Genomic DNA, 19,524 nt, shown 5'->3' with positions numbered 1-19,524 from the left:
ATCTTCGATTAGAGCGCCATAGCCCCTGAAACTTGCCTCACGCTGACTTCCAACGCAGCAAAAGCATCCCGCACGGGCGCGAATGAGCGTCGATGCATAGGCGTAGGGCCAAGCCGTTTAAGTGCATCAAGATGCTCAGCTGTGGGATACCCCTTGTGACCTGCCAAACCATATCCTGGATAAAGCAGATCCATTTCTGCCATTTCCCGATCTCGAGAGACCTTAGCCAATATAGACGCTGCTGCGATAGCAGGCACCTGACTGTCACCCTTGATCACCGCAGCACTTGGAACCGACAGTACCGGGCAGCGATTACCATCGATCAAGGCCAGCTTGGGTAAAACAGCCAGTCCTTCAACCGCTCGCTTCATTGCCAGCATGGTTGCATGAAGGATATTGATCGCATCAATTTCATGAACATCGGCGCGAGCGATACAGCATGCCAATGCCTTTTCATGAATTTCTTCAAACAACGCCTCGCGGCGCGCCTTGGTAAGCTTTTTAGAGTCGTTGAGCCCATGGATAGGACGTGCTGGGTCCAGGATCACAGCAGCGGTAACGACAGGCCCACATAAGGGACCTCGTCCTACTTCATCGACACCTGCGACCAATTCCTGCACCAATGTGAAATCCAAACCCAATTGCATCAATCAGCCCCAATAAGCGTCAGTACTGCATCTGCGGCTTGTCGTGACGCGTCCTGACGTAATGCGTGATGAATAGCTTCAAATCCTTCTGTTTGCATAGAGGGATCATCCAAAAGAGGCAATATCGCGTTTACCAATCTTTCTGCCGTGGCATCGTCCTGAATCAACTCAGGAACAAGAGGCTTGCCTGCCAGCAAGTTCGGTAAAGAGATATAAGGACTCCTTACCATCCGTTTCAAGATGCAGTACGTCAATGGAGCCACCTTATAGGCAACCACCATTGGACGTTTAAATAGCATTGCTTCCAACGTGGCCGTTCCTGAAGCAATAAGCACAGCATTACAGCTGGCCAGCACTTCATGTGACTGCCCCTGAGTCAACATCACACGAACAGAGCGGCCTTCTAGTAAAGACTCTATCTGCTTACGCCGATGCTCATTGGCACAAGGCAATACAAATTGAATATCAGGCCTTAACGCACTCAACCGTTCTGCGGCATCGAAAAAAAGAGCACCCAGCCGTGAAACTTCACCACCACGACTTCCTGGGAGCAAAGCAACGACAGGCCCATCTGGCGGTAAGCCCAAAACTTTGCGGGCAAGCGTGCGATCAGGATCAAGCGGAATGGTATCGGCCAGCGGGTGGCCAACGAAACGTACGGGAACCTGCTTTTCCTCATAGAAGCGGGCTTCGAAAGGAAACAACGTCAACATGAGATCGCAGGCCTCACGAATCTTAAGAACACGCTTTTGCCGCCATGCCCAGACAGAGGGACTGACATAATGAACAGTCGGTATCCCTGCGGCACGAAGCTGCTGCTCCATTTCAAGTACGAAATCTGGCGCATCAATGCCAATAAAGACATCGGGGCGGGCCTGTATGAGTGTCTGGATAAGCTCTTTTCGACGTCGCAAAAGCTCTCGAAGCCGGCCTAGCACCTCTACCAGCCCCATGACGGAGAGTCGCTCCATGGGAAAGGCCGAGCTCATGCCCTCTGCCTCCATGCGCGGACCGCCAACACCAATGAACTCGACAGCCGAATGCCGTGCTTTAAGCGCTCCCATAAGGCCTGAGCCCAAAATATCCCCAGAAGCCTCACCGGCAACGAGAGCGATTCGCAAGGGTCGATTCAAGGCAGACATACCCAGCTCTTTAATAGCGCCAATATAAACTGAAGGCCGCATCTGCGGCCTTGAAAGGATTAACGTGTTATGCCGCGTGTGGAGCTGACTATAGAGTCCCTGAAGACTGCAACTTCGGGAAACTCAAGAGCAACCTGCTCCAATTCCTTCAATGCTTCGTCAACCGTCAAACCTTGGCGGTAGACAACCTTGTAAGCACGACGGAGGGCATGAATCGCTTCACTGGAAAAACCACGGCGGCGCAAGCCTTCAAAATTCATGCTGCGCGCTTCGGCCGGGTTGCCAAAGACCGTTACGTAGGCAGGCACATCCTTACCGATGGCAGTGCCCATACCTGAAAAGCTGTGTGCACCGATACGGCAGAATTGATGTACCAGTGTGTAACCGGACAAAATTGCCCAATCATCCACATGGACATGCCCTGCCAACGCCGTGTTATTGACCAGAATGCAGTTATTGCCTATCACACTGTCATGCCCGATGTGGACATATGCCATCAGCAGGTTATGGTCACCTATAGTGGTTTCGCTACGGTCCTGAACGGTCCCCCGATGGATCGTGACACCCTCGCGAATGACATTATGGTCACCAATAACAAGGCGCGTAGGTTCACCCTTGTACTTGAGGTCTGGGGTGTCCTCTCCAATCGTAGAAAACTGGTAGATGCGGTTGTGCTTACCAATGACCGTTGGTCCATGCAGTATAACGTGCGGGCCTATGACCGTGCCCTCACCCACTTCAACATCGGCGCCTACGATGGACCAAGGCCCAACCTTGACGTCGTCAGCCAGTTTGGCGCCTGGCTCAATGATCGCCCTAGGGTCGATCAAACTCATAGTTTGCGTTCCGCACAGATAATTTCAGCAGAGCATACCGCTTTCTCGTCAACTGTTGCCTGGCATTCGAACTTCCAAATGCCGCGCTTGCAACTAATGAAACGAGCTTCCAGCTGCAACTGATCGCCCGGCAAAACAGGCTGACGAAAGCGCATGTTATCCGAGCCGACAAAGTAATACAGGGTTCCCTCTGCCGGAGAAGAATTCATCATCTTGAAACCAAGAATCCCTGCCGCTTGCGCCATTGCTTCGATAATCAAAACACCCGGCATAATAGGATGCTGAGGGAAATGACCATTAAAAAAGGGTTCGTTGATGCTGACATTTTTGTAGGCACGAATACGCTTGCCTTCAATGTCCAGCTCCACTACCCGGTCCACCAACAGGAACGGGTAGCGGTGAGGCAAGTATTCGCGAATCTCGTTAATGTCCATCATATCTGGAGAGGCCTGTTCAAAAAAAAGGAAACGCCCGATGCGTTACTCTGCATCAGAAGCAGCGTCATCCTGTAAGGTCACGGCAGCTACTGTTTTTTCGAGAAGCTGCAGACGCCGAGCCATATCATCCAGGTGACGGATACGAGCCGCACTTTTTCTCCATTCGGCAGCAGGCTGCATTGCCGTGCCGGAAGAATAAGCGCCTGGCTCGGTAATCGAGCGGGTAACCATGGTCATGCCAGTAACGAAAACGTTATCGCAGACCTCAATATGTCCAACCATGCCGACACCGCCGGCAATCGTGCAATGGCGTCCGATCTTGGTACTGCCCGAGATCCCTACGCAAGCCGCCATCGCTGTGTGCTCACCAATTTGTACGTTGTGAGCAATCATTATCTGGTTGTCGAGCTTAACGCCATTACTGATGATCGTGTCGGCCAGCGCGCCTCGATCGATAGTAGTATTAGCGCCAATCTCGACATCATCGCCAATACTGACACCACCCAGCTGAGCAATTTTTTTCCATTGCCCCTGATGGTTCGCAAAGCCAAACCCCTCGCCGCCGATAACGGCGCCAGACTGGATAACCACTCGCTTCCCAACTCGAACGTCGTGATACAGCGTAACTCGCGGTGCAAGCCATCCGTTTTCGCCGATCTGACTACGAGCACCGATGAAGCAATGCGCTCCAATGACAACACCTGCACCTATCGATACACCTGACTCGATAACTGCATACGCACCGACACTTGCCGTAGGATCTACAAAAGCATCCTCAGCGACCAGGGCGGAAGGATGAATACCAGCTTTCGGCAGAGGTTTTCGATCAAACAGATGGGAAAGCTGCGCATAGGCAAGGTAAGGATTGGCGATTACCAGGCAATTGCCTGAAAATCCCTCCACCTCAGTCGGATGCAGGATCACAGCACCCGCTTTGGTGTCAGCCAAATATTTCTTGTACTGGGCATTGGCAAGGAAACTCAACTGCTCGGGCTGGGCATCCTGCAATGTCGCAAGACCAGAAATGAGAAGCTCCGGGTTTCCCCGGAGCTCAGCTCCAAGGCGCTCTGCCAGCTGCCTTAGAGTGTAAGTGGTAGAGGTCATCATTAGCGGTTCTGGTTCATCCGCTCGATAACATCACGTGTAATATCATATTGAGGCTTGGCATCAACCACAGCGCCACGCTCGATGACGATGTCGTAGTTGCCCTTCTTCAATACTTCTTCCACCGCTTTATCCAGCTTCGGCTTGAGCTGCTTCAGCATATCGCGATCAGCTGCGGCCTTGGCTTCGTTCAGCTCTTTTGACTGAAACTGGAAGTCACGCGCTTTCTGCTTGAAGTCCGACTCAAGACGGTCACGTTCAGAATCCTTCATTTTATCGCCCCCGGCAGCAAGGCGACTTTGAATATTCTTTGCATCACCTTCCAGTGCCTTCAGCTTGTTAAGCTGTGGGCCGAACTTTTTCTCAGCGTCTACAGCGTATTTTTTTGCTGCATCCGACTCCAGGAGTGCCATCTGATAATTGAGCACCGCAATCTTCATCTCGGCAAAAGCCGGGGTGGCAACAACAGCGGCGGCGATCAAGGCGAAACGGAAGAACTTACGCACAATGCACTCCTGCGTTTAAACGCGATATAGAGTTGGATCAATTAGAACGTCTGGCCCAGCGAGAACTGGAATACTTGCGTGTCAGCATTATCAGGCTTTTTAACTGGCATACCTAAGCTGAAGCTTAACGGACCCAACGCAGTTACCCAAGTCACGCCAACGCCCACGGAGCTTGCCATATTGGAAAAGCTGACCTTGTTACAGCTGGCGCTATCCTTGTCGACCAAGCGGCACTTGGTGTCGAAGACACTACCCACATCCCAGAACAGCACTGTTCGCAGCTGACGCTGATCTTTCACGAAAGGCAAGGGGAACAGATATTCGGCCCCGCCTGTGATCAACACATTACCGCCAAATGGTTCAGGATCTTGATCGGTATCTGTTTCTTGACCTTGAGCCTTATATCTTCCAGAAGCAGGAGTACTCCTCGGACCAAGGCTGCTATCTTCAAAACCACGAACTGAATTAAAACCACCAGCATAGTAATTTTCATAAAATGGCAAGCCGCTGGTTGAACCATAACCATCGCCATATCCCAGCTCGGTATGGAAGCGAAGTGCAGTATTCTGCGTTAACCCAGCAAAAACCTGACCACGATAGTCAACTTTGTAATAGCTCAGATCGCTTCCCGGAATTGTTGTTTCCAGAGAAAGACTTTGCGAGTGCCCTCGAGTAGCCAGCACGCCTTTATTTAGGGTTGACTCTGACCAGCCGATCGAAGCTTTAAAGTTAGTGAAACTATCCCCTTCCTGTTCAATGAATTTATAAACTTCGTCGACAGTATAGTTATTGGGGTCAAGCTCATCACGCTGAACGCCAAGCCCAAAGTTCAGTCGAGACGTTTCACTGATCGGATAGCCAAAATTTACCCCAAAGCCGAGGCTATTGATGGAGTAACTGGAAATATCAACATCCAGATCATCATAGTTGGTTGAGCGATAGAAGGCGTTATAGCCAAGGCTCACACCGTCATCGGTCCAGTATGGATCAGTAAAGCTGAAATTGTAGCGAGTCTGATACTGACTTCTCGTCAAGCCTACGCTTACTCTATTACCAGTACCCAAGAAGTTGCTCTGGCTGATAGATCCACCCAGGATCAAACCCGCACTTTGAGCAAAGCCAACACTTGCGGTAATAGAACCAGACGGTTGTTCTTCCACAGAGTAATTCACGTCGACCTGATCGTCAGTGCCAGGAACCTGCGGCGTCTCGACATTGACTTCCTTGAAATAGCCCAGACGTTCCAAACGGGTTTTGGACTGATCAATCAGGTAAGTGGACGCCCAGCCACCTTCCATCTGGCGCATTTCGCGGCGGAGGACTTCATCTTCCGTCTTGGTATTGCCACGGAAATTGATACGATTTACATAGGCACGCTTGCCGGGATCGACTACAAAGGTCAACGAAACCGTATGGTCATCATCATGTGGTTCCGGTACACCGTTCACATTAGCGAACGTATAGCCTTCATTCCCGAGGCGGCGGGTGATCAGATCTGAGGTGCCAGTCATCACCTTTCGAGAGAACACCTGTCCGGGCTGTACCAACATCAGCCTGCGAATTTCTTCTTCCGGCACTTTCAGGTCACCTGAAAGTTTTACATCCCGAACGGTGTATTTTTCACCTTCGTTGACGTTGACCGTAATATAGACGTGTTTCTTATCAGGCGTAATCGATACCTGAGTCGAGGTGATATCCATATTGATATAACCACGATCAAGGTAATAGGAGCGCAAGCGCTCAAGATCGCCAGAAAGTTTTTCACGAGAATATTTGTCGTCGTTTTTGAAGAAAGAAAGCAGATGACTTTTCTTCAATTCGAACAGATCAATTAGATCCTGCTCTGGAAACACATGATTTCCGACAATATTGACCTGAGAGATCGTTGCCACTTCACCTTCGTTGATTTTGATTTTCAACTGAACGCGGTTACGTGGCTGCGGAATGACCTCGGTTTCGATATTGGCAGAATAGCGACCTTGAGCAACATACTGACGAAGCAGCTCATTGCGCACACCTTCCAGCGTTGCCTGCTGGAAAATTTCACCTTCAGCCAAACCCGATTGTTGAAGACCTTTTTTAAGGTCGTCTTCTGAGATCGCCTTGTTGCCCTCAATAGTGATGCTTGAAATCGAGGGGCGCTCAACTACGCTCACAACCAGGACGTTACCGTCACGCCCTAATTGAATATCTTGGAAAAAACCCGTACGGAACAGGGAGCGAGTCGCATCGGAAAGGCGACGATCATCTACAGCATCGCCTACGTTAAGAGGTAATGCACCGAAAACGCTTCCGGCAGAAACCCTCTGCAAACCGTTTACACGAATATCGGAGATGGTGAAGGACTCGGCGTGAACCTCGCCGATCATCAGCGCGGCTATTACCGCAGGTAGCAGCAAGCGTTTCATGAGTCCCTTTTTTATTCCAACTGACAAATAAATAGCCTACCGCTTATACGGCAGACTAAGCGTTCAGCGGCGAGTTACAGACGCCCAAGGTCATTGACCAGAGCCAGTAACATGACACCAACAATTAGGCTTATACCAATCTGCATACCCCACGCCTGAATGCGCTCGGATACAGGTTTCCCTCTTGCCCACTCGACGAAGTAGAACAACAAATGTCCACCGTCCAGTACCGGCACAGGAAGCAGGTTTAAAACCCCAAGGCTTATGCTCAGGTAGGCCAGGAAGTTTAAGAAGTCACTGACACCTGACTGGGCAGAAGCGCCCGCCACTTTAGCAATGGTTATCGGCCCACTCAAGTTTTTTACCGAGAGTTCCCCAAGCAACATTTTCTTAAGCGAGTCGAGCGTCAGCAAACTCATGGTCCAAGTACGCAAAAGTCCCTGACCTACGGCCTCCAGCGGGCCATAGCTGACCTCCCGAAGCATTTCAGAGGGCCATTCCACGCCCTTGACACCAGCGCCCAAGTAGCCAGAGGCACTTTTTGCATCACCTTTACTAGAAAGCATAACTGGGACAGAGCGCTCAATTCCGGAACGATTAAGCACTAGGTTTACTGTTTGATTCGGGTGGGCACGAACATAATCGACCACCTCTTGCCAGTCGTTAACCGATGAACCCTCAACCGAAACAATACGATCACCAGACTGAACACCTGCTCTGGAGGCAGGCCCTTCAGGATCTAGTTCAGCCACAACAGGTAGCAGTGCCGGACGCCATGGATGTATGCCGAGAGATCCAATAGGGTCCGGGCTATCAGAGTCCTTGAGCCAACCATCAAGCCGAATGGAATGTACTTCTTGCTGACTGTTATCAGACTCGCGAGTTTCCACGACCAACGTACCCGTTTCACCGAGACGGCGAACCAGCTTGAGGTTGACCTCACCCCATCCGGAAACAGCCTTCCCATCAACCGAGACAATTTCATCGTTTGCCTGCAAGCCTGCTTGTGCAGCAAGACTACCTTCATCGACTTTTCCGACGACAGGCTTGACCTGCTGAGTTCCAAGCATGGCCAGAGCCCAAAAGAACACGATAGCCAATAAGAAATTGGCCACCGGACCCGCCGCTACGATAGCGATACGCTGATATACAGACTTACGATTGAACGTTTGGTCGAGCTGGTTAGCAGAAACCTCCCCTTCTCGCTCATCCAGCATTTTTACATAACCGCCAAGCGGTATTGCTGCTACTACGAACTCAGTTCCCTGCCTGTCATGCCAACGAAATAGCGCCTTACCAAATCCAACAGAGAAACGCAGGACCTTGACACCACATCGACGAGCAACCCAAAAGTGCCCAAACTCATGGAAAGTAACCAACACCCCTAATGCAATTAGGGTTCCAAGAATCATATACAGTGCACTCATGGCGTTCCTCCGCGCTTAGCGCCTGTGGCGCTCAAGCCAGACATTGGCTGAGTCCCTGGCATGGCGATCCGCTTGCATGACACATTCAAGATCGGTTACGGCAGAGATTGTTTCCTGCTGGAGCACAGCCTCGATGATCTGCGGTATCTCATCAAAGCGTGCCCTGCCGTTTAGAAAGGCATCTACTGCCACTTCGTTCGCAGCGTTCAATGTGGCAGGCGCGGTACCACCTGCGCTAATAGCTTCTCTCGCCAATCTGAGGCAAGGAAAGCGCTGCTCATCAGGCTTTTGAAAATCAAGGCGTGCTACTGCAAACAGGTCAAGAGGGCTAACCCCGGATTCCATTCGCTCAGGCCATGCCAATGCATGAGCAATTGGCGTACGCATATCGGGATTGCCCAACTGCGCAAGAACCGAACCGTCAATGTAGTCCACTAACGAATGGATAACACTTTGAGGATGAACAACAACTTCAACCTGATCAGGCCTTGCATTGAACAACCAGCAGGCCTCAATGAACTCCAACCCCTTGTTCATCATGGTGGCAGAGTCTACTGAAATTTTACGTCCCATCGACCAGTTAGGATGCGCGCACGCCTGATCAGGCGTAACGTCACGCAATACCTCCAATGAGGTTTCACGGAAAGGCCCGCCTGAAGCCGTCAGCAAAATTCGCCGCACCCCTTTTGCCACCAGTCCCTCTTCATAGCCTACTGGCAGGCATTGAAAAATGGCATTGTGCTCACTATCAATTGGTAACAGCTTTGCGTTGTACGTTTTGACAGCCTGCATAAACAGGGAGCCGCTCATGACAAGCGCCTCTTTATTGGCAAGGAGAACCTTTTTTCCTGCCTCGACGGCTGCAAGGGTAGGCTTAAGACCTGCCGCGCCAACGATAGCAGCCATAACAGCATCAACATCAGGATGAGCTGATACTTCACTTAGCCCTGCCTCACCGACCAGCACTTGCGTCGAGAGTCCAGCCGCCTTGATTCTATGTTCCAGCGCTTCGGCCTGCGCGCTGCCCGGCACTACAGCAAACCTCGGCTCATGAGTGATACAAAGCGCTCCGAGCTCATCGAGCCTGGTATAGCCAGTTAACGCAAATGCTCTGTAACGATCAGGATGACGTGCAATGACATCTAAAGTACTAAGACCTATCGATCCGGTAGCACCCAGTACAGTGATGTTTTGAGGACTAGTCACATAACACCCCAGCCCGACCACCAGAGAAGTGCTGCGTAAAGAGGTACTGCAGCGGTCAGACTATCAATACGATCCATGATGCCGCCATGCCCAGGTAGAAGCTGGCTACTGTCCTTAAGCCCTACCTGTCGCTTGAACATGCTCTCCGTAAGATCACCTACAACCGAAATAACGACCACCAGCGAAGCACCGATCAGAGCCTTAATCAAAGTATTGGCATCCCATCCGCGATAGAGACCTACACCCAATGTCAGCACAAGACTGGCTATTAGGCCGCCAATCATGCCCTCCCAGCTTTTACCTGGACTTACCTTGGGAGCAAGCTTGCGCTTGCCAAATGCTTTGCCGGAAAAATAAGCACCAATGTCAGCCACCCATACCAGCAGCATGACACCAAGAATAAGCCAATTATTGAGAGGCCACTGCTTCAGCAGGATCAACCCCTGCCAGGCAGGAATCAAGATAGCCACACCAATCAAAAGGCGTCGCCAAGTTGACTTCCAGTAATGAGCGCTTTCTGGATAGGTCATTACGAGCACGGCAGCAAAAATCCACCAAGCCACTGCCATCGGCAGGATAGCCAACGCCAGCCGAGGCATCTGCCAGCAGAGCAGAAGAAGGAAAGCAATTACAGCTGCATAACCTACACGAGCCGCCTGAGAGACGAGCCCGGAAAGCCGAGCCCACTCCCAAGCACCCAGGGAAACCACCGCTCCGATAAAGGCAGCGAATATCCCACCTTCTAGCAAAAAGAAGCCCCCAATCGCTATGGGCAGCAACACCAGAGCGGTAAGGACCCTTTGCTTTAGCATGATGCTCTCACTTCTGCTTCAATCTGTTCACTGGTCTTTCCAAAGCGTCTTTGCCGCGTCGCATAATCCGCCAACGCCTTACGCATAGCCTCATGTTTGAAGTCAGGCCAGAACAAGTCGGAAAAATATAGCTCCGCATAAGCCAATTGCCAGAGCAGGAAATTGCTGATGCGATGCTCTCCACCCGTACGGATACATAGATCAGGTAAAGGCATGCCTGCGGTGGTCAAGCAGTTCTGAAGTAACTCAGGCGTTATCCGCTCAGGCTCAAGCGTACCCTCCTTGACTGCCTGCGCCAGCCGCTGGGCCGCCTGGGCGATGTCCCACTGACCACCATAATTGGCAGCCACCTGGAGTACCAGTCTTGTATGACCAGCAGTCAAGGCTTCTGCCTGCTCCATCTCACGCTGCAGTTCAGGATGAAACCTGGAACGATCTCCAATGATGCGAAGACGTATGCCGTTCTGATCGAGCTTTTTGGCTTCCCGTCGAAGCGCTGATAGAAACAGCTCCATCAATGCACTGACTTCATCAGTCGGGCGCCGCCAGTTTTCACTGGAAAACGCAAACAACGTGAGCACTTCGACACCGGCGTCCGCACAGACTTCTATAGCCGCACGAACAGCGTCGACACCAGCTCTATGTCCTGCCACTCCAGGCAGTAACCGCCGGCGAGCCCAGCGGTTATTACCATCCATGATAATGGCGACATGACGCGGTACTACAGAACTAGGGTCGCTATTGCCCATCTTGCATCCCTGCCGTCAAACGGCCATCAAATCAGTTTCCTTAGCCTCCAAGGCCTTATCGACCTCAGCGACATATTTATCAGTCAATTTCTGGATCTCATCCTGCGCACGACGCTCTTCGTCTTCGCTGATTTCCTTTTCCTTGAGGAGATCCTTCAACTGAGCCAGCGCATCACGGCGAATATTCCGCACGGAAACACGAGCCTGTTCAGCCTCCTGGCGCGCCTGCTTAGTGAAACCCTTTCGAGTTTCCTCAGTGAGAGCCGGCATCGGGACGCGAATGGTAGTCCCGGCTGTCGCTGGGTTCAGTCCTAGATCCGAAGTCATGATGGCTTTTTCAACAGCCTGAATCATGCTTTTATCAAAAACAGTCAGCGCCAACGTACGGGAATCTTCCACGGTCACGTTGGCAACCTGGCGCAGCGGCGTGTCGCTACCGTAATAGGACACCATAACGCTATCGAGAATACTTGGATGAGCGCGTCCAGTACGGATCTTGGCGAAAGCGTGACCAAGCGCTTCAATGGTCTTGGTCATTCGGCTTTGAGCGTCTTGCTTTATTTCATTGATCATACTGTGCCCTCTTCGATCAAAGTACCTTCTCCGCCGCCTACAACAATATTCAGGAGGGCGCCGGATTTATTCATATTGAACACCCGAAGCGGCATCTTATGATCACGACACAGACAGATTGCTGTCAGGTCCATCACGCCCAGCTTACGGTCGAGCACTTCGTCATACGTCAAGCGATCGAACCTTTCCGCATTCGGGTCCTTGAAAGGATCTGCAGTGTACACGCCATCGACCTTGGTTGCTTTAAGCACCAGATCAGCCTCAACTTCGATAGCACGCAAGCAGGCAGCCGAATCAGTGGTAAAGAATGGATTACCCGTGCCAGCCGAGAAAATAACCACCTCGCCGTTCTGCAACTGACGCATAGCCTTACGGCGATCATACTGATCAGTCACACCCACCATGGAGATGGCTGACATAACAGTTGCCGGGATATTGGAGCGCTCCAGGGAATCACGCATGGCCAGCGCATTCATAACGGTAGCCAGCATACCCATATGGTCACCCGTAACACGGTCCATACCTGCGGCTGACAACGCAGCCCCACGGAACAGGTTACCACCACCAATCACCAGCCCGACCTGAACACCGATACCAACAAGCTGACCGATCTCCAAGGACATACGATCAAGCACTTTTGGGTCAATGCCGAAATCTTCGGATCCCATTAGGGCTTCGCCGCTGAGTTTAAGCAGAATACGTTTGTAACGGGGTTGGCGACCACTCATCTGCTGAGCCATTCAGTCTCTCCTGCGACGATTTGAAATAATAAAAAACAAATCATTTTCCCATTACCGAACCGGAACGTCAGCGTTGACGCATCGATAGTGGGATCGTTACCAAATAAAAAAGAAAACCCATACCTTCGCTACTTGAAAAAAGAGGCCGCACGCGGTGGCGGGCAGCCTCTTTTTCAGCATCGATAGCGTCTTACTGCTTGCTGGCTGCGACCTGAGCGGCCACCTCAGCTGCGAAGTCCACTTCGGCTTTCTCGATACCTTCACCTACTTCGTAACGGACGAAGGAAACGATTTCAGCGCCAGCCTTCTTGGCCAGATCGCCAACCTTGACTTCTGGATCCTTTACAAAAGGCTGCTCAACCAGGCTTGCCTCAGCCAAGAACTTGTTGATACGGCCTTTGACCATATTTTCAACAATATTTTCCGGCTTGCCAGCAATCTTGTCTGCGTTCAGTGCCAGGAAGATTTCTTTTTCCTTGGCAATCGCTTCTTCAGAAACCTGGGAAGGATTCAGGAACTGGGGGTTGCTTGCAGCAATGTGCATCGCGATATCACGAGCCAGCTCAGGCGTACCACCGTTCAGAGCAACAACAACACCGATGCGGTGGCCGTGCAGGTAGGCACCTATCACATCACCTTCCACACGAGTCAAGCGACGAATAGTGACGTTTTCGCCTGTCTTGGAAACCAGCGCCAGACGCGCCTCTTCCTGGGACTCTACCAGCGGAGCAGCATCAGTCAGCTTCTGATCGAAAGCCTTATTCAAGCTATCTGCAACGAAAGCCTTGAAGTCATCCTGCAGAGCCAGGAAGTCAGTCTGGGAGTTGACTTCGATGATCAGAGCAGCCTTGTTGTCGTCGGAAACCTTGACAGCAATCGCACCTTCAGCAGCGATGTTACCAGCCTTCTTGGCCGCCTTGATGGCGCCAGCTGCACGCATATCATCGATGGCTTTCTCGATGTCGCCGCCGGCAGCAGTCAACGCCTTCTTGCAATCCATCATGCCAAGGCCGGTACGCTCACGCAGTTCTTTGACCAGGGCCGCAGTAATCTCTGCCATGCTCGAATCCTCTTGAATCAGTGTCTAAACCAATGCCCTAGGGCAGTAATTCTCTGAGTGGCAAAAAGGGGGCCTAGCCCCCTTCCTGCTCACTGAATGTCCAGTCTTTACGACAGGGTCAATCAGCCTTCAGCAGCTTCGCTCGCTGCTTCTTGAACGAACTCTTCAGGTGTTGCACCTGCGTTCTGCTTACCACGCAGTACGGCATCAGCCGTGGCGCTCAGGTACAGCTGGACAGCGCGGAAGGCGTCATCGTTACCCGGGATGATGTAATCAACGCCTTCAGGGCTACTGTTGGTATCAACAACACCGATAACCGGGATACCAAGCTTGTTCGCTTCGGTAATCGCGATGCGCTCGTGATCAACGTCGATAACGAACAGAGCGTCCGGCAGACCGCCCATCTCCTTGATACCACCCAAGCTGCGCTCGAGCTTCTCGAGATCGCGAGTGCGCATCAGCGCTTCTTTCTTGGTCAGCTTGCCGAAGGTGCCGTCTTCAGCCTGAACTTCAAGCTCACGCAGACGCTTGATGGACTGACGAATAGTCTTATAGTTCGTCAGCATACCGCCCAACCAGCGGTGATCCACGAAAGGCATGCCACAACGAGCAGCTTCTTCGCGAACGATCTTGCCAGCGGAACGCTTGGTACCAACGAACAGGATTTTGTTCTTGCCAGAAGCCAGGCGCTCAACAAAGCTCAGCGCTTCGTTGAACATTGGCAAAGTCTTTTCGAGGTTGATGATGTGAATCTTGTTACGCGCGCCGAAAATGTACTTACCCATTTTCGGGTTCCAGTAACGGGTCTGGTGGCCGAAGTGCACACCGGCCTTCAGCATGTCGCGCATGTTGACTTGGGACATTGATATTTCCTCAATAAGTCGGGTTGGGCCTCCACGCATCCCAATGGCCAACTCCTTGCAGAGCACCCAGGCCATCGTGCCGATACGTGTGTGGGGTTTAGGGCGTTTTAGGGCTATTGCCCGAAAAGCGCCGCGCTTTATACCACAGAAGTCAGCCGAATTAAACCATGGCAGACTACTGCGATTGGGATGGTGACGAAGGACAGGTTTGTTAGAATCCTGTCCAACCCTCTTATTTTAGTCCATATGCAGGCTGCCTGCGCAGCGCTTAGAGATTCTAATGACCGTTATTATCAAGACCCCTGAAGACATCGAGAAAATGCGTATCGCCGGCCAACTGGCGGCTGATGTACTGGAAATGCTGGATGAGCATGTTAAGCCGGGCGTTACGACCGAGGAGCTGAATAAGCTTTGCCACGACTATATCGTCAATGTGCAACAGGCTATTCCGGCGCCACTCAATTACAAGGGCTACCCCAAGTCCATTTGTACTTCGCTTAATCATGTCGTCTGTCATGGCATCCCCAACGACAAGCCACTCAAGAAAGGCGACATCCTTAACGTGGATATCACGGTTATCAAAGACGGCTACCACGGCGATACCAGCAAGATGTATTGCGTCGGCGAAGTGGCCGAGTGGGCAAAGCGACTCTGCGGGGTAACTCAGGAGTGCCTATATAAAGGTATTTCGGTTGTTCGCCCCGGCGCCCGGCTGGGTGATATTGGCGAAATCATTCAGAAGCACGCTGAAAAACAGGGTTTTTCCGTGGTGCGCGAGTATTGTGGTCATGGTATCGGCAAGGGCTTTCATGAGGAGCCGCAGGTTGTTCATTATGGGCGTGCTGGAACAGGCCTTGAACTCAAGGAAGGCATGATCTTCACCATTGAGCCGATGATCAACCAGGGCCGCGCCGAAACCAAGCTGCTTGGTGACGGTTGGACGGCCATCACCAAGGACCGCAAGCTGTCTGCTCAGTGGGAACACACCGTACTGGTTACCGCCGATGGCTATGAAATTCTGACACTGCGCAAAGACGAAACCATTTCCCGCACCCCCGCATGAGGTAATACGGGTATGCCCCAGGTAGATCCCGAACTGTTCGACCGCGGACAGTTCCAGGCTGAACTCGCATTAAAGACCAGCCCCATCGCCGCGTTCAAAAAGGCGATTCGCAAGGCAAATGAGGTATTGGACGAGCGATTTTCAGCCGGGCGCAGTACGCGTCGCCTGGTTGAGGATCGAGCCTGGTTCGTTGACCAGATACTGTGCGAAGCCTGGCAACGACTGAACTGGGGTAATGCACAGATTGCCTTGCTCGCCGTAGGGGGATATGGCCGCGGCGAGCTGCATCCGCAATCGGACATCGATTTGCTCATTTTATTGGGCTCAGAAGATCAGGAAGCGCATCGGGAAGCCATTGAGGGCTTCCTGACGTTGCTGTGGGACATCGGCCTTGCTGTCGGACAGAGTGTGCGCTCAGTCCAAGAGTGCGCGGATGAGGCCAGGGCCGACCTGACCGTCATCACTAATCTGATGGAGTGCCGTACCATTGCTGGCCCGGAAGCCCTTCGTCTGAGGATGCTGGATGTAACCAGCCCCAAGCGAATGTGGCCCAGCCGTGATTTCTTTCTGGCAAAGCGGGATGAGCAGAAGGCCCGGCATGCCAAGTACAACGACACGGAATACAACCTTGAGCCCAACGTCAAAGGCTCACCGGGTGGATTACGTGATATCCAGGCACTCTTGTGGGTTGCACGCCGCCATTTCGGGACGCTGAACCTGCATGCGCTGGTTGGTCAGGGTTTTCTGACTGAAAGCGAATGTTCGCTGCTGGCTTCCAGTCAGGAGTTCCTGTGGAAGGTGCGTTACGCCCTGCATATGCTGGCAGGCCGACCTGAGGATCGCCTCCTGTTTGATCATCAGCGCCGCATCGCCGGCCTCCTGGGTTATGAAGACAGCGATGCGAAGCTGGCCGTTGAGCGCTTTATGCAGAAGTATTATCGCGTGGTCATGGACATTGCCCAGCTCAACGATGTTGTCATGCAGCACTTTGAGGAAGCCATCCTGCGGGATGACGAAAGCGAGCCAACGCAGCCTCTTAACAGCCGCTTCCAGTTACGGGACGGCTATATTGAGGTTACGCATCCGGAGGTATTCAAGCGTACCCCCTTTGCACTGCTGGAAATTTTCGTGCTGATGGCTCAGCACCCGGAAATCAAGGGTGTTTCTGCTGGTACGATCCGGTTGCTTCGCGACCACCGTCATCTGATCAATGACGAATTCCGACATGACATCCGCAACACCAGCTTATTTATCGAGTTGTTCAAGAGCCGCGAAGGCATTCATCGCAACCTTCGCCGTATGAACCGCTACGGTATTCTTGGCCTGTACTTGCCGGAGTTCGGCCAAATCATCGGTCAGATGCAGCATGACCTGTTCCATATCTATACGGTCGATGCGCATACACTCAATCTGATCAAGCATCTGCGCAAACTGAACCGACCAGAGATGACGGAAAAGTATCCCCTGGCCACGCGGGTGATGAACAAGCTGCCTAAACCGGAGTTGATCTATATTGCCGGTCTTTACCATGACATTGGCAAGGGCCGAGGCGGTGATCATTCGGAGCTGGGCGCCGTAGATGCCGAAGCGTTCTGCCGCCGCCATCAGCTACCCGAATGGGACAGCAACCTAATCTGTTGGCTGGTACGCAATCACTTGGCGATGTCGACAACAGCGCAGCGCAAGGACTTGTCTGATCCCCTGGTGATTCATGACTTTGCACAGACGGTAGGCGACCAGGTCCATCTGGATTATCTCTATGCGCTCACTGTGGCAGATATCAACGCGACCAACCCCAACCTCTGGAACTCCTGGCGCGCCAGTCTGCTGCGACAGCTGTATACCGAGACCAAGCGTGCCTTGCGCCGCGGACTTGAGAACCCGGTAGAACGTGAAGAGCAAATTCGCCAGACACAGAGTTCAGCCATCGATATCCTGGTGCGTAATGGCATCGATCAGGATGATGCCGAACACCTGTGGGGACAGCTCGGTGACGACTATTTCCTGCGTCACACTGCCAGCGATGTAGCGTGGCACACCGAAGCTATTTTGAGTCATCCCAATGATGGTAATCCGCTGATCCTGATCAAGGAGACTACTCAACGCGAGTTTGAAGGCGGCACCCAGATCTTCATTTATGCGCAGGACCAGCACGACTTCTTTGCTGTGACTGTGGCGGCAATGGACCAGCTGAACCTGAGCATCCAGGACGCGCGTATTATTACGTCCACCAGCCAGTTTACCCTGGATACCTATGTTGTACTCGACGCGGACGGAGGTTCTATCGGCAATAATCCGGCCCGTATCCAGCAGATCAGAAGCGGCTTGATCCAGGCCCTGAAGACACCTGAAGAGTACCCCAACATCATCAACCGACGTGTTCCTCGTCAGCTCAAGCATTTTGCGTTCGCGCCACACGTGAATATCTATACGGATGCTCAGCGCGCCGTGAGCCTGATTGAGCTGACCGCCCCTGATCGCCCGGGCCTGTTGGCTCGCGTGGGCGGTATATTCCTGGATTTCGACCTGTCGGTTCAGAATGCCAAAATCGCCACGTTGGGCGAGCGTGTTGAAGACGTCTTTTATGTTACGGATGCTCAAGGGCAGCCCCTGTCGGATCCGAAGCTGTGCGAGCAACTTCAACAAGCGCTGATCAAAAACCTAAGCGGGGCCAATGGCTCAGAAACGCCGTTGCTACGCATCAGTATCTAATGGACAACTCAGCCTAAGGCCAGGCTGCACTCGCGAGACCTGTATATGAACGATGCCTTGAACCTGCTCCAGCCCTACCCTTTCGAAAAACTGCGCGCGCTGCTGGCAGGTGTCCAGCCACCGACAGATAAAAAGGCCATCGCGTTATCAATCGGCGAACCTAAACACCCCTCCCCAGCGTTTGTCGCAAAAGCACTGACCGAGCACCTTGATCAACTGGCGGTCTATCCAACAACAGCCGGACTGCCTGATTTGCGCGAAGCGATTGTGACGTGGTGCGAGCAGCGTTTTCGTGTACCGACCGGCTGGATGGACGCAGCTCAGCATGCCTTACCGGTAACCGGCACGCGCGAAGCGCTTTTCTCTTTTACACAGGCGGTGGTGAATCGCCAGGAAGGCGCGCTGGTAGTAAGCCCCAACCCTTTCTATCAGATCTATGAAGGCGCCACGCTGCTGGCTGGCGCGCAGCCGCACTACCTGCCCTGCCTACCCGAGAAAGGTTTTAATCCTGACTTCGATGCTGTTCCAGCCGAAATATGGGATCGCTGCCAGTTGCTGTTCCTGTGCTCTCCCGGCAATCCAACCGGAGCATTGTTGCCTGTCGAGACCTTGAAGCGTTTGATCGAGCTGGCCGACCACCATGACTTCGTGATTGCAGCGGATGAGTGCTATAGCGAGTTGTATTTCGATGAAAACAATCCACCCGCAGGCCTTTTAACAGCCTGCGCGGAGCTAGGCCGTAAGGACTTCAGCCGTTGTGTGGTCTTTCACAGCCTGTCCAAGCGTTCGAATTTACCTGGTTTGCGCTCAGGCTTCGTTGCAGGGGACGCCGAGATTCTCAAACGCTTCCTGCTGTATCGGACCTACCACGGCTGCGCCATGCCGATCCAGGTACAGCGCGCCAGCATTGCCGCATGGCGCGATGAAACCCACGTACGCGAGAACCGCGTGCTTTACAGGGAAAAATTCAACGCTGTGCTGGCAATACTAAAAGATGTGTTGGACGTCGAGCGTCCGGACGGCGGTTTTTACCTCTGGGCTAAAACACCGGTAGATGACGAGTCCTTCGCCCGTGAGCTGTATGCAAACGAACATGTTACCGTTGTGCCAGGCTCCTACCTTTCCCGGACGGTGAACGGTGTGAATCCTGGTGCCAATCGGGTTCGCATGGCCTTGGTAGCACCTCTGAACGAGTGTATCGAAGCCGCCGAGCGTATCCGCGCATTCTGCAGCCGCTGA

At 52.6% G+C, this 19,524-nt stretch carries 18 protein-coding genes; 3 read left to right on the top strand and 15 right to left on the bottom strand.

Going from position 1 to position 19,524, the window contains the following annotated elements:
* Positions 1–8 precede the first annotated feature (8 nt).
* The 15 genes from rnhB to rpsB all read right to left on the bottom strand — a co-directional run bounded on the left by rnhB (position 9) and on the right by rpsB (position 14,510).
* Positions 9–647 carry a ribonuclease HII gene (gene rnhB, locus PLU01S_RS10710; protein WP_074828094.1) on the bottom strand — a complete coding sequence of 213 codons (639 nt, stop codon included), beginning with the start codon at positions 645–647 and terminating at the stop codon, positions 9–11.
* Positions 647–1,789: a lipid-A-disaccharide synthase gene (gene lpxB / locus PLU01S_RS10705; protein ID WP_074828091.1), complete on the bottom strand. Its 1,143-nt coding sequence runs from the start codon at positions 1,787–1,789 to the stop codon at positions 647–649. The genes rnhB and lpxB overlap by 1 nt, the downstream gene beginning before the upstream one ends.
* 59 nt (positions 1,790–1,848) lie before the next feature.
* Positions 1,849–2,625 (bottom strand): acyl-ACP--UDP-N-acetylglucosamine O-acyltransferase, encoded by a 777-nt coding sequence (lpxA, locus tag PLU01S_RS10700; protein WP_010797389.1) that lies wholly within the window; start codon positions 2,623–2,625, stop codon positions 1,849–1,851.
* Entirely contained in the window at positions 2,622–3,062 is a 441-nt protein-coding gene (fabZ, locus tag PLU01S_RS10695; protein WP_010797388.1) for a 3-hydroxyacyl-ACP dehydratase FabZ, read from the bottom strand. The genes lpxA and fabZ overlap by 4 nt, the downstream gene beginning before the upstream one ends.
* A gap of 42 nt (positions 3,063–3,104) precedes the next feature.
* The gene (gene lpxD, locus PLU01S_RS10690) at positions 3,105–4,169 is read right to left on the bottom strand and encodes a UDP-3-O-(3-hydroxymyristoyl)glucosamine N-acyltransferase (protein ID WP_019364442.1); all 1,065 of its coding nucleotides are present in this window, start codon (positions 4,167–4,169) and stop codon (positions 3,105–3,107) included.
* Positions 4,169–4,672, bottom strand: a complete 504-nt coding sequence (locus PLU01S_RS10685) for an OmpH/Skp family outer membrane protein (protein WP_074828089.1) — start codon at positions 4,670–4,672, stop codon at positions 4,169–4,171. The genes lpxD and PLU01S_RS10685 overlap by 1 nt, the downstream gene beginning before the upstream one ends.
* Before the next feature lie 41 nt (positions 4,673–4,713).
* Positions 4,714–7,080 (bottom strand): outer membrane protein assembly factor BamA, encoded by a 2,367-nt coding sequence (gene bamA / locus PLU01S_RS10680; RefSeq protein WP_074828086.1) that lies wholly within the window; start codon positions 7,078–7,080, stop codon positions 4,714–4,716.
* A 74-nt stretch (positions 7,081–7,154) separates the two neighbouring features.
* The gene (rseP, locus tag PLU01S_RS10675; RefSeq protein ID WP_074828084.1) at positions 7,155–8,507 is read right to left on the bottom strand and encodes an RIP metalloprotease RseP; all 1,353 of its coding nucleotides are present in this window, start codon (positions 8,505–8,507) and stop codon (positions 7,155–7,157) included.
* A gap of 15 nt (positions 8,508–8,522) precedes the next feature.
* Positions 8,523–9,713 carry a 1-deoxy-D-xylulose-5-phosphate reductoisomerase gene (gene ispC, locus PLU01S_RS10670; protein ID WP_074828081.1) on the bottom strand — a complete coding sequence of 397 codons (1,191 nt, stop codon included), beginning with the start codon at positions 9,711–9,713 and terminating at the stop codon, positions 8,523–8,525.
* Positions 9,710–10,525 (bottom strand): phosphatidate cytidylyltransferase, encoded by an 816-nt coding sequence (locus PLU01S_RS10665; RefSeq protein ID WP_074828077.1) that lies wholly within the window; start codon positions 10,523–10,525, stop codon positions 9,710–9,712. The genes ispC and PLU01S_RS10665 overlap by 4 nt, the downstream gene beginning before the upstream one ends.
* Positions 10,519–11,274 carry a polyprenyl diphosphate synthase gene (uppS, locus tag PLU01S_RS10660; protein WP_010797381.1) on the bottom strand — a complete coding sequence of 252 codons (756 nt, stop codon included), beginning with the start codon at positions 11,272–11,274 and terminating at the stop codon, positions 10,519–10,521. The genes PLU01S_RS10665 and uppS overlap by 7 nt, the downstream gene beginning before the upstream one ends.
* A gap of 15 nt (positions 11,275–11,289) precedes the next feature.
* Complete coding sequence (gene frr, locus PLU01S_RS10655) at positions 11,290–11,847, bottom strand: ribosome recycling factor (protein WP_010797380.1); 558 nt, start codon at positions 11,845–11,847, stop codon at positions 11,290–11,292.
* A complete protein-coding gene (gene pyrH, locus PLU01S_RS10650; protein ID WP_010797379.1) occupies positions 11,844–12,587 on the bottom strand; it encodes a UMP kinase in 744 nt (247 codons plus the stop codon). The genes frr and pyrH overlap by 4 nt, the downstream gene beginning before the upstream one ends.
* 190 nt (positions 12,588–12,777) lie before the next feature.
* On the bottom strand, positions 12,778–13,647 hold the full coding sequence (gene tsf / locus PLU01S_RS10645) for a translation elongation factor Ts (RefSeq protein WP_010797378.1): 870 nt from the start codon (positions 13,645–13,647) through the stop codon (positions 12,778–12,780).
* Positions 13,648–13,769: 122 nt separating this feature from the next.
* Positions 13,770–14,510: a 30S ribosomal protein S2 gene (gene rpsB, locus PLU01S_RS10640; RefSeq protein WP_010797377.1), complete on the bottom strand. Its 741-nt coding sequence runs from the start codon at positions 14,508–14,510 to the stop codon at positions 13,770–13,772.
* Between the two features lie 280 nt (positions 14,511–14,790).
* Here rpsB and map point away from each other — a divergent pair, with 280 nt between their 5' ends.
* Genes map through dapC form a run of 3 tightly spaced genes read left to right on the top strand, consistent with a single transcriptional unit; the run spans position 14,791 to position 19,524 of the window.
* Positions 14,791–15,573 (top strand): type I methionyl aminopeptidase, encoded by a 783-nt coding sequence (gene map, locus PLU01S_RS10635; protein ID WP_074828074.1) that lies wholly within the window; start codon positions 14,791–14,793, stop codon positions 15,571–15,573.
* A 12-nt stretch (positions 15,574–15,585) separates the two neighbouring features.
* Entirely contained in the window at positions 15,586–18,285 is a 2,700-nt protein-coding gene (locus PLU01S_RS10630) for a [protein-PII] uridylyltransferase (RefSeq protein WP_019364434.1), read from the top strand.
* A gap of 45 nt (positions 18,286–18,330) precedes the next feature.
* On the top strand, positions 18,331–19,524 hold the full coding sequence (gene dapC, locus PLU01S_RS10625; RefSeq protein ID WP_074828070.1) for a succinyldiaminopimelate transaminase: 1,194 nt from the start codon (positions 18,331–18,333) through the stop codon (positions 19,522–19,524).

This window comes from Pseudomonas luteola NBRC 103146 (assembly GCF_002091675.1).
Taxonomy (GTDB): Bacteria; Pseudomonadota; Gammaproteobacteria; order Pseudomonadales; family Pseudomonadaceae; genus Chryseomonas; species Chryseomonas luteola.
The sequence above is the reverse complement of the archived record's forward strand: the minus strand, read 5'-3'. Positions and strand labels throughout refer to the sequence as shown.